Genomic DNA, 26,201 nt, shown 5'->3' on the forward strand with positions numbered 1-26,201 from the left:
GCTATGCAAATACCCTACTTATTGGCTAATAAGGGTTTTCTCTTTGTTTTTTATGCTATCAGGCTGCTGCTTCTGTTCGGGGGCAGTCACAGCATCTTTTTCTTTATTGGGCGTATTGGGTGCCGGCGTTTTAACTCCTTCTTTTCGCTTTACGGTTGGCATTTGTTTTGTCATTTTCTTAGATTGCGTAGAATCGACTTGCAAACTGTCCTTTGCCGAACCTTCCGTGCTGTCTGCTACAGGTTCGGAGGTAATAGAAATGGGGTTAATAATCTCTTCTTTGCTTTTTGGTCTATCTTTTGGTTTCCAAATGAAACCAGGCAGTATCTCTTTATCTGGATCAAATGCAGCAACCGGCGTATAGCTAGTCTCGGTTTTACGGATATTGAGTATTTCGGAAACCTCGTTGTTATTAAATAGGATCTTTATTCGCGCACCGATACTTTTGGTCATGCCATTTATCTTATTATCTTCCTGTGTGTAGTAAATGCTTTCAGCATTTCCGTCAACGTACATCAGTGCTAGTTTGTTATCGGTAAAGAAGCCGGTAATCTTTCGCCCTTTTACCTGATTAAACTTAACCGAATCGAGTTGTGTACTAACGATAAAGGCATTGCTTTTTAAAAGCATATTATCTAGCTTTTGATTTTTCAGTTGCATATAAATGGTATCACCGGATAGCTGCGAACCCTGTGCCCAGATCATGGGATTGCCATAACATCTGATAACAGAATCGGGATAACCGTAATAAGCCGAATCGGCACGTGCCTGTAGATCCGATTTGAAAATACGCATGTGATGGTAAGCCTTCACAATCCGGGTTCTAGCGGTGTCTAGGTTACTCGAATCTCTTGGCGACCGATCCAAAGCCGACGCTTTTGCCAATAATAAAGAGCTATCCGCCTGCCCTATCTTCGGAATGCTGCCGATGGAGTCGATTAATAAACTATCAGCCGCCAGCTCACTGCTGATCAATTCCCGCTGTGTTTTGGCAATCGAATCATCACGAAGCTTGGTACTCTTGGCAATCATCTTTTTAATACCTTCTTCGTTAAGCTCTTTTGCATGTACTTTTTTATAGGTACTATCTTCAGAAGCCAGCTTCATCAAAGAGTCCGCCGACAAATCAGGCTTCTTTATTCGTATCGTACTGTCTAATACGGATTCAGCGTTTAAACTATCACTCAAAAGAGCAGATTTTTTTACTCGGTTCAAACTATCTATGCCAACTAATTGGGTAGAATCGGTCGAGGTTGAATCTAGGGATGCATTCCCCAAACTATCGGTAGCTGCTTCGGTAAAATCCTCTTCTTCCTCCGCATCTAAATCGCCTCCATCCCGCCGCAAATTAAGTTCAATAGGTTTATAATCCCTCAAAAAAATGACGCGTGAATACAACGTATCAGCAGCCATATAAACCGAATCTGTACCGGATTTCGGTGAATTAACTAAGGAGTCGTTCCGTATGGAATCTCGCGAAGCTAACAGCAGATTATCCTGTCCCAAAGTATCAGTAGCTAGGCTGTCCTTCGAGCTCTTCTTGGCCGTTGAGTCGTTATTTACCACCATAATCATATAGGCCTTATCCGTCATGGTAATACTCTCGTCCTTTTTTAGATAAACACCTCGCTGGCCATATAAAATTCCTTGTTGTACCGTATCAATAAATACAACATTCTTGATCGCCCGTCCATAACCCTGCTTACCATCATAATAAAGGCTATCACCACGCAAAAATTTACTTCCTTCGGTGTACAGGTTATTTTTTCCAAAACGTGCCCGGTCGGTTTCAGTATGGTAGTCACCGTTTTCTGTATAGAGGTTACCACCGTTTTTGCCTTTTATATTGGTAGGGCCATAAAAGTAGGCCATTTTTGAAAGCGAATTGTAGCGTAGCGTATCGGTAAAAATATTGGACTCGGGTGTACGGACCACTACATCATGCCTAAAATAGGCATCCGAGCTGTTTTCGAAGTAGTAACCGATTTTACTATTGAGAGTATCCTTTTGGTTGACAATGCGTCCACCTCCGGTATAGGTCCCTATTTTCGAGTTGAGGTTATAGGTAAGGTGATTCGTTGTTAAGACAGCACCTTTTGTATCTACCATCCTCACATTATTTGTTAATATGGCAATTCGATCATCTTTTATATAGTGAAGCTTATCGGCGTATACCACCGTACCATTCGGCTGGGTAATAACGACGTTTCCAAACGCATCAAAAAAGCGTTCCTCCGGATTATAGTCTGAACTATCTGCTGATAGCGTGCTACCTTCATGTAAAAAAACAGGTTTATAAAATCGATTGACCCCCCACTCCTTCCGCGCCTCATAATCCCGTGAACTGATTAACCTTACTTCCTTTTGCGCTTGCACAAAAAAAGGAAGTATACAGCATAACCAAGTTAACAGTATAGTACATTTCTTCACTTGGCAAAGGTACCTAAATAAATAGCTTGATGGAATGTTTTAAGAAATTTTAACAAAGACTTTCGATCGCGAATCGTCACGTGGATACGAGCGTAGCAAAGATTTCTCGTTTATAATTAAGAACACACTTTATCGATGTATTTCTACATATTGCATATAACCGTTAATTTGCCTAAGTTCGATCATTATCATAAAAGCAAACTTATGTATATACCAAAGCACTTCTCTTTCCTTCTTATTTTTCTTTTAATTGCCCTTAATGCCTGTGCGCAAAGCGTGCACCAAGAAGATATCCAGCAGGTATTAGCTCAAAAAAAACAAAGCTTATCCCAAACGATCGCGTTGAATAATCAGACAGGCTTAGTTCCTATTAAGGGACTAAGAGATTTAAAGATAGCCAGTATTGATCTGGGTTTTGAACAGTCAAACCAATTTAATACTATGTTATCTCGTTATGCTTCTGTTGACACTTATCTGGGAGATGCAAATCTGGCATCCTTGCAGCTATTAAGTGAGCAGATAAAATTTCATAACCTGCTTATTATTCAACTTGCAAAAGATGTAGCCGCCAGTCAAACGATACTCGACTTCATCAAAAATGAAATAGCGAGCAAGAAGGTAATCATCTGCGGTTTTGGTTCGCCGCAAAAATTGGCTTTGCTCGATGAACTTGATGTTCCGATTATTTGGTCGACCGATACCACTGTGATTGCCGCGCAAAACAGTGCCTCGGCTATTTTTGGCGGAATTGCCATTACCGGGAAATTGACGACGAACATTTCGCCCCGCTTCCCGGCAGGCAGCGGCTTTACCACCATTAAAACACGATTAGGTTACGATTTGCCTGAATCGGTTGGAATAAAGAGCGTAAACTTGACCGATCCAATAGGTAAGATTGTCAGGGACGCCATTGCAGAACAAGCTACCCCCGGGGCCGTTGTGATGGTCATAAAAAACGGTACGGTTATTTTTGAAGAGGCCTACGGCTTCCACACTTATGAAAAACAGCGACCGACACTCACTTCTGATATTTTTGACATGGCTTCTATCAGCAAAATTACAGCTACCACGCCAGCTGTAATGCGCTTATATGAAGAAAAAAAAATCGACCTTAATCAAACGATCGGCCACTATCTTTTTCAGGCAAGACAGACCAATAAAAGTAATGTAAAATTACGCGATGTTATGCTCCATCAAGCAGGTTTTGTTCCCTTTATACCCTTTTATAAAAATCTTAAACCGGGAGATGTCAGCAGCGACTCCTCCGCTACACACAATGTAAAAATAGCTGATGGACGCTATTTATTGAGTGATTATTACCGAAAAGTTATGTGGCCCGAAATGCTTCAATCGAAGTTGGAAACACCCGGAAAATATGTTTATAGCGACATTAGTATGTATGTAATGAAGGAGGTAGTTGAACAGCAAGCCTCTGAGCCTATTGAAACCTATGTACAGGAACAATTCTATCAACCTTTGGGCATGTATAAAACCGGTTACAATCCGCGACGACGTTTTGCGAAAGAAGAAATCGTACCGACCGAACGGGATACGTATTTTAGGGACACACTTCTACAAGGCTATGTACATGACCAAGGTGCAGCCATGGCCAATGGGGTTGCCGGGCATGCCGGAATATTCAGTACGGCAAACGACTTAGCTATTTATGGACAAATGCTACTGAACAAAGGCACTTATGGAGGCGAGATTTATTTTGCCCCACGGATTGTTGAAGAATTTACCGGCAAACAATCAACCGTTAGCAGAAGAGGCCTGGGATTTGATCGGAAAGATCCTGACACAAGCAAAGCTTATCCTTCTGCATTGGCTTCAGCTGCGACCTACGGCCATACGGGTTACACAGGCACTTGCATTTGGATAGATCCGGAACATCAATTGACTTACATTTTTCTATCAAATCGTGTTCATCCGAGCGTAACAAACAAGTTGTATGAGCTAAATATTCGTTCCAGGATTCAGGATGTAATTTACGAAGCGATTGCTAAGGGGCTCGAATAATACTTGACATAGACTTAACAATTACTACAGAAAATAACGTTTAATTTGCAGCCACATTGAACGATGAATCATGCATTTGGGTGCATATTATTTAGTTACATCCATTGTTTATCGTCAGTTGTTATAAAACTTATTGTATTATCAAATGAAGATAGGTATTGTATGTTACCCAACATTTGGAGGTAGCGGTGTGGTGGCTACCGAATTGGGCAAGGGCTTGGCCGCTAATGGGCATCAGGTACATTTTATTACGTACAGTCAACCCGCGCGACTTGATTTCTTCTCTGCGAATCTATTTTACCACGAGGTAAGTATATCCAAATATCCGCTATTCGATTTCCCGCCGTATGAATTGGCTTTAGCCAGTAAACTGGTTGATGTAGTCCGCTTCGAAAAACTCGATCTATTACATGTACATTATGCGATACCGCACGCTTCTGCGGCTTTCATGGCCAAGCAGATACTGGAAACCTATGGGATTCGCATTCCGGTAGTTACGACGCTTCACGGAACCGACATTACCTTGGTGGGAAAAGATCCAAGTTATAATCCGGTAGTCACCTTTTCGATCAATCAGTCGGACGGTGTCACTGCGGTATCCACCAATTTGAAAGAAGACACCATCAAACATTTTGAAGTAGCCAAAGATATCCGGGTGATCCCTAATTTTATCGATTTGACGCGGTTTAGCTTAAAGCCCCGCGAGCATTTCAAAAAAGCCATCGCCCCCGGTGACGAGCGCATTTTAGTCCATACATCGAACTTTAGAAGAGTAAAGCGGACATCCGATGTGATCAAAGTCTTCCAAAAAATCCAGGAAAAGGTACGATGTAAGCTTTTAATGGTAGGTGACGGGCCCGATCGGGTAAATGCGGAACAGCTCTGCCGAGATTTAGGTGTTTGTAACGATGTGCGCTTTTTAGGGAAGCAGGACGCCATTGAAGAAATACTTTCGGTTGCGGATCTCTTTATGATGCCGTCCGAGTCAGAGAGTTTTGGTTTAGCAGCCTTGGAAGCAATGGCTTGCAGTGTGCCGGTTGTTTCGTCCAATGCAGGCGGTTTACCGGAACTGAATGTGGATGGTGTAACGGGCTTTCTGGATGACGTGGGTGATATTGATCGCATGGCAGCCCACGCGGTTTATATACTTGAAGATAACGACCGGCTGGCAACATTCAAAGCAGCTGCTTTAGCGCGCGCTAAGGAATTTGATTTAGGATTAATTTTACCGGTTTACGAGAATTATTACCAGGAAGTAATCGATCAAGTAAAAGCGAGTGTTATATAAACAAGTAAGGAGGTTCCACGAGGAACCTCCTTACTTGTTTTATGAGTTAACCACTATTCATCAAACAGCACACAAACCGGCGCCCCTATTTCTATACGGTTTCCTGTGTTTTTTAATCTACCTGTCTGCTCATCGCGTGCGAATACAATGACATCATCGGTGTATTGGTTTGCCACCAAAAGATGCTTTCCGTCGGGAGAAATAGCAAAATTTCGCGGCCCCTTACCTTCTACCGACTGATTTCCAACATAAGATAGTTTCCCATCCTCCTTGTTAATGGCATAAATCGCCATATCATTGGCTTCGCCCCGATTCGAGGCATATAAGAATTTACCATCCGGCGATATATGAATATCTGCTGCTCCAACATCTCCCTTATAAGAAGGCGGCAACATACTAATTTCCTGTATAGCTGTTAATTGCCCATCACTATAAGCATAAACCGTAACAGCAGCCTTCATTTCCTGAACAAGGTAAACATATCTTCCATCCTTAGCGAACGTAATATGTCGTGGACCACTGCCCGGAGACGCCTTCGCGACTTTTGCTTCTGTTGATAGCGGTGCGTTTTTATTCAATGCGTCATAACCATATACATTAATACGATCAGTACCGAGATCTTGTACCAATAGGAATCTTCCATCGGGCGACAAAGTTGCCGAATGAACGTGAGGCTTTTCTTGTCTACTTTTATTCGGCCCGCTTCCTTCATGCTTTATCAATTGGACTTTTTCCGTCAAACTGCCATCAGGTTGAACTCCAAAAACGGTAAGGCTTCCGCCGGAATAGTTGGATACCACCACATGGTTATCTTTTTGATCTACTATGACATGACAGGGACTGTCGCCATGCGTTAGTTGTGTATTCAGTAAAACAAGTTTACCATCCGTAGGATGATATTTAAACGCACTAACCGCTCCTTCCCCGGTATTTAATTCGTTCACGGCATAGAGGTATTTCTTGTCGGCACTCAATGCCAAAAAGGACGGGTCAGACGACGCAACCTCATTTTTATACGTTAAGCTCCCGGAACTTGGATCAAAAGAGTACACATAAATCCCTTTGCTTTTGCCTGTATTGGTATAGGTTCCAATAAGAACATTAATCGTTTTTGTTTGAGCTTTTAATACCATGGGCAATAAAATCATGCAACCTAACAAGCGGCATATATTAACAGGTTTCATAAATGATGTTTTATAAAACCAAGTATACATAAAATATTAAGTACCATCAATTAATTTTCGCGATTCGTCCCGAAAAGGCTGCTCAAAATCATTTGAATAACGGCTGTTAAAATAGCGAAGAACATGGCCGAGAAAAAGCCACTGACCGAAAATCCACTCATGATGCTACTGACTAACATGACCATCAGAACAGTGATAATAAAAGATATTAAGCCCAAGGTTAAGATATTCAAGGGCAAGGTAAAAAAGCGTAGGATTGTACCTACCGTAGCATTGGCCAAAGCAATCAATATGCCGGCAAGCATGGCACTCCAAAAACCGGAAACTTCCGCTCCGGGAACAACGTAAGCCGCTCCCATAACGGCTAAACCGGTAATAATTAATTCAATGATAAATCTCATACATTTTTTCTTTAGCTATTACACAAACGAGTTTAGACCGAAAATGTTTAAAAAATCTATCCTGTATTTCGTTGTATCAAGAAAATCAACTATTTGAATTATTAAATAATTTGTCGTACATTTGCATATCTTGATGAAAGAGGGGACAGCATGGTCCCCTCTTTTTATTACAAGAAATTTGTAAATTCACTATGGGCATCGAGAAAAGGGTAACAGAATTAGTAGAAGAAAAGATTGCGGATCGTCCGGACTTATTTCTGGTAGACGTTAAAATGCACAGTAATGGCAAACTGATTATTCACATGGATGGAGATCAGGGAATAACTATTCAGGATTGCGCAGCCATCAGTAGACACGTTGGTTATCATTTAGAAGAGGAAAACGCGATAGAGAATGCGTATAATCTTGAAGTGTCATCACCGGGCATAGACACTCCATTAAAATTACTCCGTCAATATCAAAAAAATATTGGCCGGTCCATCACACTAAAAATGGCGGATGGTTCAAAACGAGAAGGCACCCTACTAGCGGCATCGGAAAAAGAGATGAAGTTAGCAGAAACAATCAAGGAAAAAGGCAAAAAAGCAATACAAGTGGAAACAGTGGTTCCACTGGATCAAATCATAGAAACAAAGGTTTTAATTTCATTTAAATAAAATGAGCAATATAAATTTAATAGACTCATTTCAGGAGTTTAAAGACTTCAAAAATATTGACCGCCCGACGGTGATAAGTGTGCTGGAAGAAGTATTCAGAAGCATGATACGTAAGCGTTTCGGCACAGATGAAAACTGCGATGTAATTGTTAATCCGGATAATGGTGACTTAGAAATTTGGCGCACAAGAACAGTTGTGGAGGATGAATTTTCCGAAGACGACGATTTGGAAATCGAACTTGCGGAAGCTCGCAAAGTAGATCCGGATTTAGAAATCGGTGATGATTTCATTGAAGAGATCACCTTGGAGAGCTTTGGAAGAAGAGCGATTCTTGCGGCAAGACAAACCTTGGTTTCGAAGGTACTGGAACTTGAAAAGGACGAAATCTTTAAGAAGTATAAAGACCGTGTAGGTGAGATCGTCACCGGCGAGGTATACCAAATATGGAAAAAAGAGACCTTGGTTTTGGACGACGAGGGGAACGAATTAATCTTACCTAAAACTGAGCAGATTCCGGCCGATTATTTCAAGAAAGGGGATACGATCCGTGCGGTAGTTTATAAGGTAGACATGATGAATACGACTCCTAAAATCATTATTTCACGTACCGCTCCTGAATTTTTACAACGATTATTTGAACTGGAGGTTCCCGAAATCTTCGATGGGTTGATCACCATTAAGAAAATCGTTCGCGAACCGGGTGAGCGGGCAAAAGTTGCCGTTGAATCATACGATGATCGTATCGATCCGGTAGGAGCCTGTGTAGGGATGAAAGGTTCTCGTATTCATGGAATTGTTCGTGAATTGCGCAATGAAAATATCGACGTAATCAATTTCACGAACAATATTTCCCTGTACATACAACGTGCGTTAAGTCCGGCAAGAATCAGTTCTATTAAATTAGATGATGAAGAGAAAAGAGCTGCTGTTTATTTGCAGTCTGATCAAGTGTCACTTGCTATTGGCCGTGGCGGGCATAATATTAAGTTGGCGGGTAAACTAACCGGGTATGAGATTGACGTGTATAGAGAGAGTGACGAGAATGATGAAGATGTGGATTTGGAAGAATTTGCAGATGAAATTGACGGTTGGATTCTCGATGAGTTCAAACGTGTTGGATTAGATACGGCAAAATCGGTATTAGCCTTATCAATGGACGAGCTGGTGCGTCGTACTGATTTAGAAGAAAACACAATACAAGAAGTAGTGCAGGTCTTACGTTCGGAATTTGAATAATTCGGCGGAGCGCGCACAAACAAAAGAATGCTTTGTTTATTATTTTAGTAATAAACAACTAAAAAGTATACTTTTGTAATATCACGTAATAAATTAAGAGGTAAATAGATTAAATGACAGAAGGTAAAAGCATAAACTTACTGAAAGCTGCAAAAGAACTGAATATCGGAATTGGTACAGCGGTTGATTTTCTGGCAAAGAAAGGCTATGAAATTGAAGCTAAACCTAACACTAAGTTAGACCGAGACATGTATGAAGTTCTTCTGCGAGAGTTTCAAGGGGATAAGATCGTGAAAGAGGAAGCCAATCAGATTGTGATTGGAAAGATTCGTCGCGAGGAGGCTCCTATTGAAACAACTGCATCAAAAGCAACGCAGCCTGAGGTTGAAAATGATGAGATATTAATTAAAAATAATAGCGCTTTCTCTCCTTCTGTTGAGGATACCAAAGCGAATGCTTACAAACCTCAGCAAAAGGAACCTTCTACTACAGATGAGCAACAAGATAAGGCCAAAGAACCAAGTTCTGAGCCTACCATGGGTGTTAAGGTAGTTGGAAAAATCGATCTTTCTAGCCTTAATCAGCGGAGTAGGCCCGATAAAAAGCCTTATAACAGAGAAGAACCCAAGGCAGAACAAACCGGCGAAACACCGGCTCCGGCTGCGGAACAAAAACCGGAGCAACCGGTTGAAACTCCGAAAAGTGCATCTGTTACGGAAGAAAAACCTGCAGCTGTACAGGAGGAACCCAAAAAACAGGAACAAGCCCCAATAGAACAAAAGGAGCAACCAAAAGCCGAAGAAGTAAAGGCAAATGCACCGGGGCCGAAAGAACCGGAAAAGGAACCGGCTCCACAAAATGAGGTTATCAGAGCTCGGGCCGAGCATTTAAGCGGACCTAAAGTGATTGGTAAAATCGAGTTGCCCACTTCTCCTCAAAAACGCAAGGATCAGCCGATTGCTTCTTCTTCCGGTGCCGGTAGTTTATCTGACCACAAACGGAAACGTAAGCGTAATACGCTTGGAGGGAATCAGAATCGCAATCAAGGGGATAATACGCAACAACAACGGGGCGGCCAACCTGCCGGAGGTGGTCAAACGCAAAATCGTCCTCACCCGGGTCAGGGACAAAATCAAGGTCCAAACCAAGGGGGACAACGACCCGATCAGCGCGGTGGTAAAGGAAAGCATGATTTTAAGGGACGCGGACGTCACGTTGAGACGCCGAAGGAAGAACCTTCGGAAAAAGAAATACAAGATCAAATAAAAGCAACGCTTGCCCGTCTCAGTGGAGCGGGTAAATCCGGTAAATTTGCCCAACGAGCAAAATTACGACGTCAAAAACGGGATGATGTAGCTTTATCTGCTGAGGAAGCAGCTTTAGAAAGGGAGATGCAATCAAAGGTTCTTCGTGTGACGGAATTTGTTACTGCGAATGACTTGGCCAACATGATGGATGTTTCGGTAACGCAGGTTATCTCAACGTGTATGAGTTTGGGAATTTTTGCTTCGATTAATCAACGGCTTGATGCAGAAACTTTGACAATTGTGGCTGATGAATTTGGTTACGAAGTTGAATTTGTTAAACCGGAAGATGAGGAGACCCATTCCTTAGAAGAGGACGATAATCCCGATAACTTGGTGCAACGCGCACCTATTGTTACGGTAATGGGACACGTCGACCATGGTAAGACCTCACTACTGGATTATATCCGGAAAACGAATGTGATCGGAGGCGAAGCCGGAGGTATTACCCAACATATTGGAGCATACGCCGTTAAATTGGATGATGGAAGAAAAATAACTTTCTTGGATACACCTGGACACGAAGCGTTTACAGCGATGCGTGCTCGTGGTGCCAAAATAACTGATATAGCCATTATCGTAATTGCAGCAGATGATAGCGTGATGCCACAAACCAAAGAGGCCATCAATCACGCACAGGCTGCAGGTGTACCAATTGTATTCGCCTTTACAAAAATCGACAAACCTGGGGCAAACGCGGATAAAATCAGGGAGCAGCTTTCTACCATGAATATTTTAGTGGAAGATTGGGGAGGAAAGTATCAGGCCCAAGAGATTTCCGGTAAGACTGGTTTAAATGTTGATTTATTATTGGAAAAAGTGCTTCTGGAAGCAGAGATGCTTGATCTAAAAGCGGATCCGAAGAAACGTGCCGTGGGTTCGGTTGTAGAAGCCGCACTCGATAAAGGTAGAGGTATTGTAACCACCGTGTTGATTCAAGGAGGTACTTTACGTGTTGGGGATCCGATCTTAGCAGGGTCTCATAGTGGTAAAGTAAAAGCACTTACCAACGAGCGTGGCCAGAAAGTGACTGAAGCGGGGCCTTCTACTCCTATCCAAATATTGGGAATGAACGGAGCGCCAACGGCGGGGGACAAATTTTATGTGCTCGAAAGTGAAGCTGAAGCCAGGCAGATTGCAAATAAGCGTCTACAGTTACAACGTGAGCAAGGGCTCCGCACACAGAAACACATTACCTTGGATGAAATCGGTCGCCGTTTGGCTATTGGAAACTTCAAAGAGCTCAATGTAATTGTGAAAGGTGATGTGGATGGTTCTATCGAAGCTTTATCAGACTCTTTACTGAAGTTATCCACAGAAGAGATCCAAGTAAACATTATACATAAGTCTGTTGGACAGATCTCGGAATCTGATGTTCTATTAGCGTCTGCTTCTGATGCGATTATAATTGGTTTCCAGGTAAGACCTTCTCAAAATGCTCGTAAGTTAGCTGAACAAGAACAGATTGATATCCGCTTATATTCGATCATTTACGATGCGATTGAAGAACTAAAAGCCGCGATGGAAGGCATGTTAGCTCCTAAATTTGAAGAGAAGATTGTTGCCAACGTAGAGATTAGGGAGACCTTTAAAATCAGTAAGGTAGGTACGATCGCGGGATGTATGGTGCTGGATGGAAAAATAAACCGTAATCACGATATCCGGTTAATCCGCGACGGCGTGGTTGTTTATTCAGGCAAGTTAGCTTCCTTAAAACGCTACAAAGATGATGTTAAAGAAGTATCTCAAGGCTATGAGTGTGGATTGAGTATTCAAAACTTTAACGATATCAAAGTAGGCGATATTGTGGAGGCTTATGAACAAGTAGAAGTAAAGAGAAAATTATAAAGAAGCTCTTCTATAAATAAAAAGGGGTTTTTCGATTGGAAAACCCCTTTTTTATTTAGCCGACTTCTTCGGAAGACATCCTATCTGCATAAGAAAAAAGATCAAGGCTATCTATACTTCTTCAAACTGCTGCATATCAACCAAACGTTTGTACAAACCATTTCGAGCAATCAGCTCGTTATGGTTACCCTGTTCTACAATCGTACCGGATTCCAGAACAATAATAACGTCCGCGGACTGAATCGTGCTGAGTCGATGCGCAATCACCAAGGTGGTTCGGCTATGCATTAATTTATTTAAAGCATCTTGGACCAATTTTTCCGACTCCGTATCCAAGGCGGAAGTTGCCTCATCCAAAAGCAAGATAGGTGGATTGCGTAAAACAGCCCTTGCTATACAAATTCGTTGTCTCTGCCCACCTGATAATTTAACCCCTCGATCACCGATATTGGTATAATATCCATTTTCAGTAGCCTCTATAAAATCATGTGCATTCGCAATTTTCGCTGCCGCCATCACTTGGTCCAGCGTTGCATCCAGCACGCCAAATGCGATGTTGTTAAATACGGTATCATTGAATAAAATCGATTCTTGGTTCACTGTCCCCATTAAGGATCGCAACGAATTGCTTTGAACATCCTTAATGTTTATACCATCGAAAGTAATCTCGCCCGACTGAACATCCTGGAACCGGGGAACTAAATCCATAAGCGTGGATTTTCCGCCACCGGAAGGGCCAACCAGGGCAACTGTTTTTCCTTTTGGAATATCAAAAGTTATATTGTTTAGCACCTTTTTATCCTGGTACGAAAAGCTTACATTTTTGAACGCGATACCCTCTTTAAAATCAGTAATAGCGATTGCATTGGATGCATCTTGTATGGCAGGTCGCTCATCGATTAACTCCAACACACGTTCGCCTGCTGCAATCCCCGAGTGAATATTACTAAAAGAGTCGGTAATCGCTTTCGCTGGTCGCATCACTTGGGAGAACATAGCAATATAGGCGATGAAAGAAGCTGCATCCAATTCCTCACTCCCCGTAAGCACCAGATTACCCCCATAAAGTACTAGCGCCGCTACCATTAAAATCCCCAGCAGCTCCGATACCGGCGATCCTAGCTGTTGCCGTCTGGCCATTCTCCTACCCAATTTGGAATAATACACATTTTCATCATGGAACCTTCCCTTTACATAGGATGTAGCGTTAAAAGCCTTAATAATTTTCACACCCGATAAAGCCTCATCCAGATAACTGATCATTCTACCATATACCTGCTGCGCCTCCGTTGCTTGCTCCTTCAATCGCCTAACAATTAAAGAGATGATGAACGCAGACACGGGAATAACCAAAATGGCAAAGAAAGTTAGCTTATAACTAATCGCAAATAGCCAAATGATGTAAAACAGCAATTGCAATGGCTCCTTAAAAACAACTTGCAGCGTAGCTGTCACTGAAAATTGCACAACTTGTACGTCAGAAGCAATTTTAGAAATGATATCTCCTTTTCGTTGATTATTAAAGTATCCGACGTGCAGATCCATTACGTTATCAAAAACCGTTTTTCGGAGATTCAGCAACGTATGGATTCGAAGGTTCTCCATAATCCGTTGCGCGAAGTAGCGAAACAGATTACTGACAAACACCGAAGCAACAATGACGATTAATACACGTTGCAAAGTTCCGTAAGGCCCGAATTGGTGACTCAATTCTTGCGCGTAATAATTAAAATGATCAATTAAGTTATACCAGTTATCCGGTTTGCTCACAACCTCCACCCTTTCCCCTTCAATAAATAGCGTATTAAGTAAGGGGATAAGAAGGGCTAAATTCAGTGTTCCGAAGAAGACAGTAATAAGCGTACAGATAATATAGGGTATAGCGTATTTCTCAATGGGTTTTGCAAAAGACAGTAATCTTAGATAGGTTTTCATTCAATGTTTTTAAACCAAAAGTCCAAAGGTAAGAAAAAGCTTAAATACTCCGGTAATAGAACGTAAAAAGTTGATCAACATACATATAAAACATGCAGATATTTACGTTACTTCCGGAAACAAAAAAGTTCAGCAAGTTCTGACGTCAATAACGCAACTATTTTAGTAAATTAGGCCGCTTAAAACAGATGCGATGTTCATAGAGGTAGCTAAAAGATTACAGCATACAGAAGAATATTATTTCTCCAAAAAATTACGGGAAATCGACGAGCTTAATAAAGCAGGAGCGAGCGTTATTAATCTGGGAATCGGCAGTCCCGATTTACCGCCCCATCCAACGGTTATCGAAACATTAAACAAATATGCCGCGCTACCCAATACGCATGCTTATCAAAGTTATAAGGGAGCCCCTTCCTTACGCTCAGCTATTGCCTCTTGGTATAATAAGTACTATCAAGTAGAATTAAATCCGGACACTGAAGTATTGCCTCTTATTGGGTCGAAAGAGGGAATCATGCATATTTGCATGACTTACCTTCAAGAGGGAGATGAAGCCCTGATACCCAATCCAGGTTATCCGACCTATAGCTCTGCGGTTCGATTAACGGGTGCGAAGGGTGTATACTATGATTTGCAAGAAGCCAATGCCTGGCTTCCGGATTTAGAGGCACTGGCCAAACAAGATTTAAGTAAAGTGAAGCTGATGTGGGTTAATTATCCACATATGCCAACAGGGGCCAAGGCCGACAAGACCTTTTTTAAGGATTTGATCGCTTTCGCCAAAGCACATCGAATTCTCCTTTGTCATGATAATCCCTACAGTTTTATTTTGACGGAGGAACCAAGTAGTCTCCTGTCAATAGACGGGGCTAAGGATGTTGCTCTGGAATTAAATTCATTAAGTAAATCAAGTAATATGGCCGGATGGCGAATCGGAATGCTTGTAGGCCATCAAGATCGCATTAATGAGATTATGCGTTTTAAAAGCAACATGGATTCCGGTATGTTCTTGCCATTGCAAATGGCCGCGGCCGCGGCTTTAGAATTGGATGAGGATTGGTATACGTCACTTAATAAAATTTATCAGGGTCGGAGAGAAAAGGTCTATGAATTACTCCGAACGTTGAACTGCGATTTTGATGACACGCAGGTAGGTTTGTTTGTTTGGGCAAGCGTACCGGCATCTTATCAAGATGGCTACGCGTTAAGCGATGATGTATTGAAACAAGCGGCGGTATTTATAACTCCCGGTGGAATCTTTGGAAGTGCGGGTCAACATTATGTAAGAGTTAGCTTATGCACCACGGAAACAGTACTACAAGAAGCTATTGACAGAATCAAAGCAAAAATATAAACGATTTACAGATAAAATGAAAATTGCCATTATTGGTGTAGGGTTAATTGGTGGATCAATTGCCATTACGCTCAAAGAGAAAAAATTTGCTTCGAAGGTTATTGGTATTGACAAAGATGAGCAAAATATAAAAAAGGCGCTAAGTTTGGGTCTGATCGACGAGGGAAAATCATTAGAAGAGGCCATAACCGAAGCAGATATATTCATTTTAGCGGTGCCCGTTGATGCGATTTGTAAGATACTGCCAAGTCTACTCGACCAACTATCTCCCAAACAAGTGGTAATGGATATGGGATCTACCAAAGAGAAGCTTTTATCGCTGGTTGAAAACCATGAAAAGCGTGGGCGACTTGTCGCTTGCCATCCCATGGCAGGGACAGAATACTCCGGTCCGGAGGCTGCTGTTCCCAACTTATTCAGTGGAAAGACCATGATTTATTGCGATGCTACCAATAGTGATGAAGACGCTTTTGATACCGCAGAAGCGGTGGTAGACCAGTTGGAAATGAAGACAGTTTTCATGAACGCCAAAGAACATGACGTACACACCGCTTATGTTTCGCACATTTCGCATATCACTTCTTTTGCTTTAGCGCTTACCGTCTTAGAGAAAGAGAAGTCGCAAGGAAGGATTTTCGAACTAGCTAGTTCGGGGTTTGAATCCACCGTACGTTTAGCCAAAAGTTCAGCGGATATGTGGGTACCCATATTCAGGCAAAATCGAAAAAACGTTATGGATGTTTTGGAGGAGCATATTCATCAATTGCAGAACATGCAACATCTATTGGAAACCGAAGATTACCAATCGTTCTATAAGCTGATTAAAAAATCGAACAAGATCAAGCGGATATTAAAGTAATGATGCAAAGCAACCGCTATGCTGCATCAATTTCTATTCAGGAGATTAATTTCCATACAGGCATATAAAGCAGCGGTTTCCGTTCTAAGACGTGTGTTCCCCAAGCTTATTGCCTGGCAGCCTTTGCTTATAGCGAATTCAACTTCCGAAGGGCTGAAATCACCCTCAGGCCCAATAAGAACACAATAACTGCCATGAGGCTTTATTTCAGCGGTTAGTGTCACTTTAGTTGCTTCCAGACAATGTGCTATAAAATGCTGCGTTGCCGGCAGTTCTTCAGCAAAATGACGAAAATCGATTGGTTCGTTAATTTTAGGGTGATAGGCGCTTAACGACTGTTTCACAGCAGCGGTCACCACCTTCGTCAAGCGTTCGATTTTAAGCTCTTTACGTTCAGAATGCTCACAAATGATCGGTGTAATCTCATCGATACCGATTTCCGTTGCCTTTTCTAAAAACCATTCCAAGCGGTCCAGGTTTTTAGTGGGCGCCACTGCAATATGTAAATAGTGGTTTCGTTTCCCATAATTCCGCTCAATAGTTAAAATGCGGACTTTGGTGCGTTTGGGGTGCGCATCGGCAATTTCGACTCGAAACAAGCTGCCGCGTCCATCAATTAATACAATGGGATCACCTATGCCAAGCCTTAATACACGTGCGCAATGTTTACTTTCATCCTCATTAAGCACATATTCAATGGCATTAGCCTCAATATCCGGTGTATAAAAAAGGTGCACTATTAATTAATATCAATCCTCTTCTTCCATGTTCTCGCTGTCGCGAGGTAGCGACTCCAGCTTTACATATTCGATGTTCTGCTGTGTCTTCTTTAAAATAGTGAAGATATAACCGTGGAATTCTTTTCGCTCTCCAACATCCGGGATTTTATCGAAAACGGTTATTACTAGGCCGGAAAGCGTATCGTAATCTGAGCTTTCAGGCAACTCATACGGTAAATATTCATTCACGTCATGTACGCTGGCAGCAGCTTCAACGATATACTCGGTATCCGAAGCCTTTTCAACAATCGGTTTTTCTTCATCATATTCATCCTGAATTTCACCAACCAATTCTTCCACAATATCTTCCAATGTAACCATACCCGCCGTACCGCCAAATTCATCAAGCACAATCGCTATTTGAATGCGTTTCAACTGAAATTCGCTCATCAAATCATTTATCTTCTTATTCTCCGCTATAAAATAAGGTTTTCTGATAATGGTTTTGAGCACGAATTCTTTATTATTTACCATTAAAGGTAAAATATCTTTGGCATGCACAATGCCGACAATCTTATCGATTGTTTCATCGTACACAGGAATTCTTGAGTAACCTTCACTGATAATGGTTTGCAGAAGCTCCTCCTTTGGGCTACTTAATTCAATACCGACGATCTTGGTTCTCGGTACCATGATGTTCTTTACAACCCGTTCATTAAAATCGAAGACGTTCTTAATCAACTCATGTTCAATCATATTCAAAGCACCGCTTTCCTTCCCTTGATCCAAGAGGTATTGTAGCTCTTCAGTAGAGTGATGCGCTTCATGCATATGAGCACCAAAGCCTAAAAGGCGTAAAATGAAATTGGCGAATCCATTTAAGATCCAGATGAACGGGCGAAATATGATATAGAAAAACCTTAAAGGCAAGGACAAGGCCATAGTTGTCCCCACAGGACGTTGAATTGCTATCGACTTCGGAGCCAATTCACCGAAGACAATGTGCAGAACTGTTATAATAGAGAATGCTAAAACGTGTCCAAGATTAGTAGCAATTTGCCCTGTCAACTCAACGTTAAACAAACCAAACACCTTGTTCACGATTTCCGTCATAACGGATTCGCCCACCCAACCGAGGCCAAGCGATGCCAATGTAATTCCAAGTTGGGTTGCCGCTAAATAACCATCTAAATGCTGAGTTATATGCTTAGCAACTTTTGCCACGCTATTACCGGATTTTGCTTTTACTTCAATTTGCGAAAGTCTAACCTTTACAATAGCAAATTCAGCAGCAACAAAAAACCCATTGAGCACTACCAGAAATAATGTGACAAAAATTTGGAAGCCCATGTACTATTTGTTAATGAACGTCTTCTGATAGAGCTCTAAGCTCTCCTGGATGCAAGTATACGCGAACGACTTACCCATCCATTTTTCAATGGTAACATTCTTTCCTTCCAGCGCCTTATAATCCTGAAAGAATCGAACGATTTCCTTCATCGTATGTGGAGGAAGCTCGGAAAGGTCATTAATATAGTTAACCGACATATCATTTTTTGCTACAGCAATAATCTTGTCGTCCTGTTCACCTCCGTCAACCATGTGCATGACTCCAATGACTTTAGCTTCGATAATAGACATAGGAACTACATCCACGGAGCAGATAACCAGAATATCAAGCGGGTCTTTATCATCACAATACGTTTGGGGTATAAAACCATAGTTTGCCGGGTACATTACCGATGAAAATAAAACACGATCCAACTTTAGCAGACCGCTTTCTTTATCAATTTCATATTTGGCTTTGGAACCTTTAGGTATTTCTATGATTGCGTTTACGGAAGAAGGGACATCATCGCCCGGAGATACATTGTGCCACGGATGTGCGTTATTCATATAATTCTAAACTTAACTAATACTCTTTTTCTTCTTTTTTATCCTGGTTGACAGGATGCTTTTTAAAACTCTGTTTTATGATTGCGACAATAATAGGCGATGCTGTCAAGGCAACAAAGCCAATTACAATATATTCAATATAATCTATAATCTGCGGAAACTGTCTACCTAAATAAAACCCTGCTAAGGTTAATGTTAACACCCACAAAAAACTTCCTATTATATTATATAGAACGAATTTTTTAAAATCCAAACGCACGATACCCGCAAATATGGGAGCAAAGGTACGTATTATTGGCATAAATCTGCCCAAAATTAAAGCAGCTCCTCCATATTTGTTATAGAATTCCTCAGCCATTACAATATATTTCCGTTTAAAAAGCCACGAATCCTTACGCTTAAAAAGCATAGGTCCGGTACGCCATCCAAACCAATAGCCTACAAAATTCCCTAATATGCCAGCAAATATCATTCCTGAACACAAGGTAAAAATCGAAACATCTAATAAACCTGAAGCAACAAATAGGCCTGCCAGAAAAAGCAGGTAATCCCCTGGTAGAAAAAAGCCAAAAAAAAGCCCTGTTTCAGCAAAAACTACGAATACTATTAGGTAGAAGCCTCCCGACCGGATTAGGGTCTCAGCATCAAAGTATTGAAAAATAGATAAGCAGAATTCTTGCATATATAGCTACAAAGCTACCATTATAAATTCAAACATACGAAAAATTTACTAGCTCCGTACCTAATAGACATTATATTAAACTGCTTAAGCACTCCGGGTAAATGCCAATAAGCAAGGTTAATAGCGCAGCTATAAATAATACTACTTTATAGTTGTTGTCTGTTGTTATAAGAACGGCATTCCCCTCCTTGAAATACATATTAATAATAACATGGAAATAATAGAAAATACCAATCGCTGCATTGATGGCTGCCAAGATGACAAGCGCAACATGTAAATTAGACAGCGCCTCGGAAAACATCAGAAATTTGCCAATGAACCCAGCCGTTAATGGGATGCCTGCTAAAGATAGCATGGCTATTGTAAGTATTAATGCAAGAAAAGGATTTGTTTTTCCCAAACCGTTAAAAGATTCGAAATATTCACCACCCTCGCTCCGTTTAACCAATATCAATACGGCGAAAGCGGTAACGGAGGCAATTGAATAAGCCGTCGCATATACCAACATGGCACCGTTGGCCTGATTATTCATGTTTAATATAGCGAACAACATATAACCGGCATGCGAAATACTCGAATAAGCAAGCATACGTTTAAAGCTTTGTTGCACGAGGGCACTGATATTCCCTATGAAAAGGGTTAGAACGATAATGATGAGTAGAATGGGAGCCCAAAAACTTTGCAACGGCTCAAAGCAGACGGAGAACAGGCGTAAAAAGCCACCGAATGCGGCCGCTTTCACCACGGTGCTCATAAAAGTGGTAATTAGAATCGGTGATCCATCATAGACATCTGGTGCCCAGAAATGAAAAGGCGCAGCCCCCACCTTAAAGGCCAAACCAACGATTAAAAATAATATACCGGCATAAAACAAAGGGGAAATAGCAGACCCATTGCTTGTTACATAATCCCTTATTTTAGCTAAGTCGAAGGAAGCGCTTGCCCCGTAAACCAAGGCAATACCAAATAACAGGAAGCCGGTCGAAAACGCACCCATCAAAAAGTATTTGAGTGAAGCTTCGTTTGATGCCAGATCCTTTTTTCTTATACCGGCTAAAATATAGAGCGCTACAGACATAATTTCTATTCCAATAAACAACATGGAAAGATTGTGAAAAGCAACAACCAGTAAAGCGCCTGTAAGAGAAAAAATCAGAAGTGCATAATACTCTGCTATATTCGAGCTAATACTATCAAAATAACCTTTGGACAGCACAAATATCAACATCGTAATACCAATAAGGAGCATAGAAAATGCCAATGCAAATTTGTCGAATAGGACCATTCCACTGTAAAGCGGTGTAGCATCTACAGACCACAGTTTCCATTCAAAAAATAAAGCCGCCAACATCCCGAATAAGGAAACCGGTAACAAGGCCTTAGGCGCTTTAAATATTCCCAGATATAAAACGAGTATTGCTAATAATGACAATGTAATAATTGCGCTCATTTGTATTCTATTAATTTCTTTTCAGATATAGTTCTTTAATCTACTCCCTATTCTTTAGTGCACCGTTTTCACCTGTTCTATCAAATTTGTCACGGCGGCTTCGGAGAGGTGAAGCAATGGCCTTGGATACAATCCGATAGCGATTATCAAAACAACGAGAACCCCTAATAAAAGCAGATCCGTTCCGCTAATGTCTTTAAAGTAGGTCATTCTTTCATTTGTCTCGCCGAGCATTACACCCTGGTACATACGCAACATATAAACCGCTCCCAAAATAATAGTAAGTCCGGCAAATATCGCCCACCAAAGACCCGCTTGATAAAGCCCTATAAGCAATAAAAACTCACCAATAAATCCATTGGTTAAAGGTAGACCGATAGCCCCCAAAACAATAACAAGGAAAACAAGCGCGAGTGTTGGAGCGTTTTTTGCAAGCCCCCCCATGTCCTGTATCTCCCGCGTTTTCAATTGGCGAGCAATAATCTCTATTACAAAGAATAATCCAACAACGCTAATCCCGTGATTGATCATCTGTATCATGGCGCCTTGCAAGCTCTGAACGTTCCAAACAAAAACGCCTGCCGCAATCAGTCCGACGTGTGCGATGGAAGAATAGGCAATTAAACGTTTTACGTCTCTTTGCTTAAAGGCAATGATAGATGCATACACAATGCCGATCACTGCCAAACTGAGCACGAGGGTTCCGTACTGACTGAAACCGAGCGGCGCTATCGGTAACAACCATCTAATTAATCCGTAAACGCCCATTTTTAACATAATGCCTGACAATAACATCGTTCCTGCCATGGGTGCTTCTACATAAGTGTCCGGTTGCCATGTATGAAAAGGAAACAAAGGCATTTTGATGGCAAAAGCGATGAAAAATGCCCAGAAAATATAGCGTTGTGTCTTTTCATCCAGCTTTAGCTCATAAAAGGAGCTTAATTCATAATTTGCTGTGGGGACCTGGGTATAGAGATAGATAATAGCAATGAGCATTAACAGACTCCCAGCAAAGGTATAAATGAAAAATTTCAGCGTAACACGCGCTCTATTCTCCCCTCCCCATAAACCACATATGAAGTAAATCGGAATCAACGCAATTTCCCAACCAACGTAAAAAAGAAAGGCATCTAAAGCGGTAAAAACCAGCAAAAGGCCTGTTTGCATAAACAAAACAAGCGCGTAGAACGCCCCCCTTTGTTGTTGTTGTTTAAATGTACTAAGAATAATTAAGGGTATGAGCCCGTTGGTAAGTAATACCAAAGGCATGCTGATGCCATCGATCCCTACATGAAAGTGGATACCCAGTGCCGGGATCCAGGGAATATTCTGTTCAAATTGCATACTGGAGTCCGGCACGAAAGCGCCAAGTAAAGTACCGGTTATCCCGAGCGCTATAAGTGAACAGATGAGTGCTATTGGCTTAGCTAAGTTAGTGTTTTTTATGAAAGCTAACAGAACTGCTCCTATTATGGGTACAAGAAGAAGTAAAACTAAGTTATCCATGAATTTTCTTTACCTTATCAGATTAAATTATAAATAAACCGTAAGCCAATACGGCGATAATGCCGATCACCATATAAAAAATATAATAGCCCACATTACCTTGCTGTAGTAACCTCAATAAGGTTCCTGCTTGCGATGCGCCATTTCCGATGTAATTTACGAAACCGTCGATGAGCTTTCTATCAACTGCATAAAAAAGACTAGACAATCCATTCAATGGTTTGGTAACAACACGATCATAAAACTCGTCAATATAAAACTTGTGATATGAAAGTCGTTCCAATACACTGCGATCCTCGTGATCGGCTGCAGGCAGAGCGGCTTTCTTTATGTACTTGGTGTAAGCATAGCCAGCCATTACGAGCGCCGCAAGGGCAGACAGCCCCATTAAGATATATTCTGTTGTATGTGACAGATGACCGCTTGTATTTTTTGACGTAGAGGCTGCAAAAACGGGCTGCAAAAAATTAGAAAGTCCCGTATGTCCACCCAAGGCTTCCGGTATGTTTAAAAAGCCTCCACCGAAAGAGAGTATGGCTAAAATAATGAGTGGTAAGGTCATGACTACCGGAGACTCGTGGAGATGTCTTTCCTGATCATAGGTACCTCGGAATTTACCATAGAAGGTAAGAAATAGCATTCTAAACATATAGAAGGCGGTGAACAAGGCTCCTACAAATCCTCCAACCCATAAAATTTTATTATGAGCGAAAGCATGTGCCAATATCTCGTCTTTGGAGAAAAAGCCTGCTAGCGGCGGGATACCCGCTATAGCAATTGTACCAATCAACATGGTTACAAAAGTTATCGGCAGTTTTTTCTTTAAACCGCCCATTGATCGCATATCCTGCTCATTGCTCATGGCATGGATTACCGATCCCGCTCCCAAGAACAACAAAGCTTTAAAGAAAGCATGGGTAATAACGTGAAAAAACGCTCCGGTAAAAGCTCCTACACCGAGTCCCAAAAACATATAGCCTAATTGTGAAACGGTTGAATAAGCTAGTACCTTTTTTATGTCGTTTTGGGTAACGGCGATAAATGCCGCCAATAAAGCTGTTAGCAAACCAACAATTGCTATGATTTCCATGGTTGCCGGTGATAAAGTAAAGAGAATGTTCGATCTTGCAATCAGGTAAATTCCTGCTGTTACCATGGTTGCGGCATGTATTAGCGCAGAAACCGGTGTTGGGCCAGCCATCGCATCCGGCAACCAGGTAAATAAAGGTATTTGAGCAGACTTACCCGTTGCCGCTATGAAGAGTAGGAGTGAAATTAAAAACAAGGAGGAATCGCCTACCGGGAATCCGGCTGCTTTTGGTAAGATATCGTTAAATTCAAGCGAACCGAAGGTATAAAACAAGAGGAATATGGCAAGCAAAAAACCCAGATCTCCGATTCGATTCATAACGAAGGCTTTCTTAGCCGCACTTGCATAGTCAACGCGCTGGTACCAAAATCCGATTAATAAATACGAACATAAACCTACGCCCTCCCATCCAATAAACATAACGACGTAATTGGATCCCAAAACCAACAGCAGCATAAAAAAGATGAAAAGATTCAAATAGGCAAAAAATTTACCAAAACCTGCATCATGCTTCATATATCCTGTTGAATACAAATGAATCAAGAAGCCGATACCCGTAATGATGAGTAACATAATAGCACTTAGGGGGTCCACCAAAAAGGACAATGATATATGTAAGTTGCCTGCGCTTATCCAGTGGAAGATCGTTTGGGAAAAGGTGGCGTCTTCGCCTCCCTGCCGAGCGGTATAAACCGCACCAAAAACATTACAACTTAATAAAAAGGAGGCCAAAATAGTTCCGCAGCCAATAAGCGAGATAATTGGCTTCGACAGACTATTTCTGCCTAATCCGTTTAATACGAACCCTATTAAAGGTAAAAGAACGATCCAAATTAATCCAGTCATACGATGTTTATGTTAGCTATACGTCTTGCGAGTAGCTTATTTTGTTCAAAATAGATTTAAATTTTAGATTGATTACAGCCCGGCTGTAAGCTTCAAATCTTACCACTTCAACTTATTGAGCGAATTGATATCAATCGATCGGGTATTTCGATATACCATCACAATGATGGCCAGTCCAACCGCAACTTCCGCCGCTGCAAGGGCCATGACAAAAAACACAAAGACCTGCCCCGAGGCATCGCCGTGGTATGCCGAAAAAGCTGCCAGTAAAAGGTTTACCGCATTGAGCATCAGTTCTATGGACATCATAATGATAATCACATTTCTGCGAGTAAGTACACCGATTACGCCAATCGAAAACACGATACTACTCAATAATATGTAATGATTCAGCGGTATTCCTTGTAAATCTTTAACGATTGTCTCCATTATATACTTTTTTGTTCTTTCTTTGCCAGTAACACTGCGCCTACCATCGCTGTAAGCAATAGCAATGACGAAATTTCAAAGGGTAATAAAAATTCATTAAATAACACTTTACCGAGATTGCCGACAAGACCAATATCAGGGCTCTTAAGGATTAAAGGGTCGGAAACTTCAATCGCTCGTATAGAACCCGCAACGGTCACGAGCAAGCACATACCTGCAACAGCTCCCATTACCTTCACCAAAACCGATTTCATAGGCTCCGTATCCTTGTTTAGGTTTAAAAGCATCAATACAAATAGAAAGAGAACCATGATAGCTCCCATATAGACTATAAAGTTTACCACGGCCAAAAACTGGGCGTTCAACAAAATATAATGCACAGTGAAAGTGAAAAAAGTGATTACCAAATACAGTACGCTATGTACCGGATTTTTGGTAATGATCACCATCAATGAGAAGAATATTGAAAGAAAGGCTACAAAATAAAATAAGCTCACAATCTAAAGTTTATATGTTTTATCGTATTCGTTTTAGTTAAGCATCTACCTCAGGGAATGGATATCAAATCGTTCTTCGACAAGCTTGTCTTTTCCATAAATAAAATCCTTCCGCAAGTAATCCGCCGGTACGTGCGGACCATCCAGATAAATCGCCTCTTTTGGACAAGCCTCCTCGCACAAGCCACAAAAAATGCATCGGAGCATATTAATTTCGTATACCGCAGCATATTTCTCCTCACGATACAAGTGTTCCTCTCCTTTTTTTCGTTCAGCGGATATCATGGTAATTGCTTCAGCCGGACAAGAAAGTGCACATAGACCGCAGGCCGTACACCTTTCTCTTCCTTCTTCATCCCGCTTCAGCGAATGCATTCCACGATAATTTTTCGAGTAAGGGCGTTCTACTTCGGGATAAGAGACGGTGGCTTTTTTTCTAAAGAAATGCCTTATGGTAACACGCATCCCTTTTAGAATAGCCGGAAGATACATCCGCTCCCAGAAATTCATCGGTTTCTGCTCTAAAACTTTTTTTCTATTACTTAAGGGTTCCATTTTTTTTATTATT

General features: G+C 41.4%; 21 protein-coding genes. 7 read left to right on the plus strand and 14 right to left on the minus strand.

Annotation, left to right across the window (positions count from 1 at the left end):
• Positions 1-18 precede the first annotated feature (18 nt).
• A complete protein-coding gene (locus M1D52_RS23220; RefSeq protein ID WP_437393713.1) occupies positions 19-2,376 on the minus strand; it encodes an OstA-like protein in 2,358 nt (785 codons plus the stop codon).
• 258 nt (positions 2,377-2,634) lie between these two features.
• Between M1D52_RS23220 and M1D52_RS23225 the strand changes: the two genes are divergently transcribed.
• Together M1D52_RS23225 and bshA are read left to right on the plus strand one after the other, a co-directional pair.
• A complete protein-coding gene (locus M1D52_RS23225) occupies positions 2,635-4,449 on the plus strand; it encodes a serine hydrolase domain-containing protein (protein ID WP_437393714.1) in 1,815 nt (604 codons plus the stop codon).
• A gap of 145 nt (positions 4,450-4,594) precedes the next feature.
• A complete protein-coding gene (gene bshA, locus M1D52_RS23230) occupies positions 4,595-5,737 on the plus strand; it encodes an N-acetyl-alpha-D-glucosaminyl L-malate synthase BshA (RefSeq protein ID WP_130854468.1) in 1,143 nt (380 codons plus the stop codon).
• 53 nt (positions 5,738-5,790) lie between these two features.
• On the opposite strand, the gene M1D52_RS23235 is transcribed toward bshA, so the two are convergent.
• A complete protein-coding gene (locus M1D52_RS23235; RefSeq protein WP_013664901.1) occupies positions 5,791-6,921 on the minus strand; it encodes a lactonase family protein in 1,131 nt (376 codons plus the stop codon).
• A gap of 50 nt (positions 6,922-6,971) precedes the next feature.
• Positions 6,972-7,322, minus strand: a complete 351-nt coding sequence (locus M1D52_RS23240; RefSeq protein WP_013664900.1) for a phage holin family protein — start codon at positions 7,320-7,322, stop codon at positions 6,972-6,974.
• 191 nt (positions 7,323-7,513) lie between these two features.
• Between M1D52_RS23240 and rimP the strand changes: the two genes are divergently transcribed.
• From rimP to infB, 3 genes are all read left to right on the plus strand, one after another.
• A complete protein-coding gene (gene rimP / locus M1D52_RS23245) occupies positions 7,514-7,978 on the plus strand; it encodes a ribosome assembly cofactor RimP (RefSeq protein WP_130854469.1) in 465 nt (154 codons plus the stop codon).
• Between the two features lies 1 nt (position 7,979).
• Positions 7,980-9,215, plus strand: coding sequence for a transcription termination factor NusA (gene nusA / locus M1D52_RS23250; RefSeq protein WP_013664898.1), 1,236 nt, complete (start codon positions 7,980-7,982; stop codon positions 9,213-9,215).
• Positions 9,216-9,328: 113 nt separating this feature from the next.
• Entirely contained in the window at positions 9,329-12,367 is a 3,039-nt protein-coding gene (infB, locus tag M1D52_RS23255) for a translation initiation factor IF-2 (RefSeq protein WP_130854470.1), read from the plus strand.
• Positions 12,368-12,478: 111 nt separating this feature from the next.
• Here infB and M1D52_RS23260 read toward each other — a convergent pair whose 3' ends face one another.
• A complete protein-coding gene (locus M1D52_RS23260) occupies positions 12,479-14,302 on the minus strand; it encodes an ABC transporter ATP-binding protein (RefSeq protein ID WP_377613240.1) in 1,824 nt (607 codons plus the stop codon).
• Between the two features lie 193 nt (positions 14,303-14,495).
• Here M1D52_RS23260 and M1D52_RS23265 point away from each other — a divergent pair, with 193 nt between their 5' ends.
• Both M1D52_RS23265 and M1D52_RS23270 read left to right on the plus strand, forming a co-directional pair.
• Positions 14,496-15,656: a pyridoxal phosphate-dependent aminotransferase gene (locus M1D52_RS23265; RefSeq protein ID WP_377613239.1), complete on the plus strand. Its 1,161-nt coding sequence runs from the start codon at positions 14,496-14,498 to the stop codon at positions 15,654-15,656.
• Positions 15,657-15,672: 16 nt separating this feature from the next.
• Positions 15,673-16,515: a prephenate dehydrogenase gene (locus tag M1D52_RS23270; RefSeq protein ID WP_013664894.1), complete on the plus strand. Its 843-nt coding sequence runs from the start codon at positions 15,673-15,675 to the stop codon at positions 16,513-16,515.
• Between the two features lie 26 nt (positions 16,516-16,541).
• Here the strand turns inward: M1D52_RS23270 and M1D52_RS23275 are convergent, their stop codons facing one another.
• The 10 genes from M1D52_RS23275 to M1D52_RS23320 form a co-directional block, all read right to left on the minus strand.
• Complete coding sequence (locus tag M1D52_RS23275) at positions 16,542-17,252, minus strand: 16S rRNA (uracil(1498)-N(3))-methyltransferase (protein WP_377613238.1); 711 nt, start codon at positions 17,250-17,252, stop codon at positions 16,542-16,544.
• A gap of 12 nt (positions 17,253-17,264) precedes the next feature.
• A complete protein-coding gene (locus M1D52_RS23280; protein WP_013664892.1) occupies positions 17,265-18,584 on the minus strand; it encodes a hemolysin family protein in 1,320 nt (439 codons plus the stop codon).
• Positions 18,585-18,587: 3 nt separating this feature from the next.
• Positions 18,588-19,130 carry an inorganic diphosphatase gene (locus M1D52_RS23285; RefSeq protein ID WP_013664891.1) on the minus strand — a complete coding sequence of 181 codons (543 nt, stop codon included), beginning with the start codon at positions 19,128-19,130 and terminating at the stop codon, positions 18,588-18,590.
• A gap of 16 nt (positions 19,131-19,146) precedes the next feature.
• On the minus strand, positions 19,147-19,812 hold the full coding sequence (locus tag M1D52_RS23290; RefSeq protein WP_013664890.1) for a DedA family protein: 666 nt from the start codon (positions 19,810-19,812) through the stop codon (positions 19,147-19,149).
• Between the two features lie 70 nt (positions 19,813-19,882).
• Positions 19,883-21,262, minus strand: coding sequence for an NADH-quinone oxidoreductase subunit N (locus M1D52_RS23295; RefSeq protein ID WP_437393716.1), 1,380 nt, complete (start codon positions 21,260-21,262; stop codon positions 19,883-19,885).
• A gap of 54 nt (positions 21,263-21,316) precedes the next feature.
• Positions 21,317-22,771, minus strand: a complete 1,455-nt coding sequence (locus tag M1D52_RS23300; RefSeq protein WP_437393718.1) for a complex I subunit 4 family protein — start codon at positions 22,769-22,771, stop codon at positions 21,317-21,319.
• A gap of 22 nt (positions 22,772-22,793) precedes the next feature.
• Positions 22,794-24,707 (minus strand): NADH-quinone oxidoreductase subunit L, encoded by a 1,914-nt coding sequence (gene nuoL, locus M1D52_RS23305; protein ID WP_437393720.1) that lies wholly within the window; start codon positions 24,705-24,707, stop codon positions 22,794-22,796.
• Between the two features lie 99 nt (positions 24,708-24,806).
• Positions 24,807-25,136 carry an NADH-quinone oxidoreductase subunit NuoK gene (gene nuoK / locus M1D52_RS23310; RefSeq protein WP_013664886.1) on the minus strand — a complete coding sequence of 110 codons (330 nt, stop codon included), beginning with the start codon at positions 25,134-25,136 and terminating at the stop codon, positions 24,807-24,809.
• Positions 25,136-25,633, minus strand: coding sequence for an NADH-quinone oxidoreductase subunit J family protein (locus M1D52_RS23315; RefSeq protein ID WP_013664885.1), 498 nt, complete (start codon positions 25,631-25,633; stop codon positions 25,136-25,138). The genes nuoK and M1D52_RS23315 overlap by 1 nt, the downstream gene beginning before the upstream one ends.
• A 45-nt stretch (positions 25,634-25,678) precedes the next feature.
• Positions 25,679-26,188, minus strand: coding sequence for a NuoI/complex I 23 kDa subunit family protein (locus M1D52_RS23320; RefSeq protein ID WP_013664884.1), 510 nt, complete (start codon positions 26,186-26,188; stop codon positions 25,679-25,681).
• Between the last annotated feature and the right edge of the window lie 13 nt (positions 26,189-26,201).

This window comes from Olivibacter sp. SA151 (genome assembly GCF_054130995.1).

Coding starts and splice junctions, on each gene's coding strand:
- M1D52_RS23225 (WP_437393714.1), top strand. CDS start 2,635: ATGTATATACCAAAGCACTTCTCTTTCCTTCTTATTTTTCTTTTAATT.
- bshA (WP_130854468.1), top strand. CDS start 4,595: ATGAAGATAGGTATTGTATGTTACCCAACATTTGGAGGTAGCGGTGTG.
- M1D52_RS23235 (WP_013664901.1), bottom strand. CDS start 6,921: ATGAAACCTGTTAATATATGCCGCTTGTTAGGTTGCATGATTTTATTG.
- M1D52_RS23240 (WP_013664900.1), bottom strand. CDS start 7,322: ATGAGATTTATCATTGAATTAATTATTACCGGTTTAGCCGTTATGGGA.
- rimP (WP_130854469.1), top strand. CDS start 7,514: ATGGGCATCGAGAAAAGGGTAACAGAATTAGTAGAAGAAAAGATTGCG.
- nusA (WP_013664898.1), top strand. CDS start 7,980: ATGAGCAATATAAATTTAATAGACTCATTTCAGGAGTTTAAAGACTTC.
- infB (WP_130854470.1), top strand. CDS start 9,329: ATGACAGAAGGTAAAAGCATAAACTTACTGAAAGCTGCAAAAGAACTG.
- M1D52_RS23260 (WP_377613240.1), bottom strand. CDS start 14,302: ATGAAAACCTATCTAAGATTACTGTCTTTTGCAAAACCCATTGAGAAA.
- M1D52_RS23265 (WP_377613239.1), top strand. CDS start 14,496: ATGTTCATAGAGGTAGCTAAAAGATTACAGCATACAGAAGAATATTAT.
- M1D52_RS23270 (WP_013664894.1), top strand. CDS start 15,673: ATGAAAATTGCCATTATTGGTGTAGGGTTAATTGGTGGATCAATTGCC.
- M1D52_RS23280 (WP_013664892.1), bottom strand. CDS start 18,584: ATGGGCTTCCAAATTTTTGTCACATTATTTCTGGTAGTGCTCAATGGG.
- M1D52_RS23285 (WP_013664891.1), bottom strand. CDS start 19,130: ATGAATAACGCACATCCGTGGCACAATGTATCTCCGGGCGATGATGTC.
- M1D52_RS23290 (WP_013664890.1), bottom strand. CDS start 19,812: ATGCAAGAATTCTGCTTATCTATTTTTCAATACTTTGATGCTGAGACC.
- M1D52_RS23295 (WP_437393716.1), bottom strand. CDS start 21,262: ATGAGCGCAATTATTACATTGTCATTATTAGCAATACTCGTTTTATAT.
- M1D52_RS23300 (WP_437393718.1), bottom strand. CDS start 22,771: ATGGATAACTTAGTTTTACTTCTTCTTGTACCCATAATAGGAGCAGTT.
- nuoL (WP_437393720.1), bottom strand. CDS start 24,707: ATGACTGGATTAATTTGGATCGTTCTTTTACCTTTAATAGGGTTCGTA.
- nuoK (WP_013664886.1), bottom strand. CDS start 25,136: ATGGAGACAATCGTTAAAGATTTACAAGGAATACCGCTGAATCATTAC.
- M1D52_RS23320 (WP_013664884.1), bottom strand. CDS start 26,188: ATGGAACCCTTAAGTAATAGAAAAAAAGTTTTAGAGCAGAAACCGATG.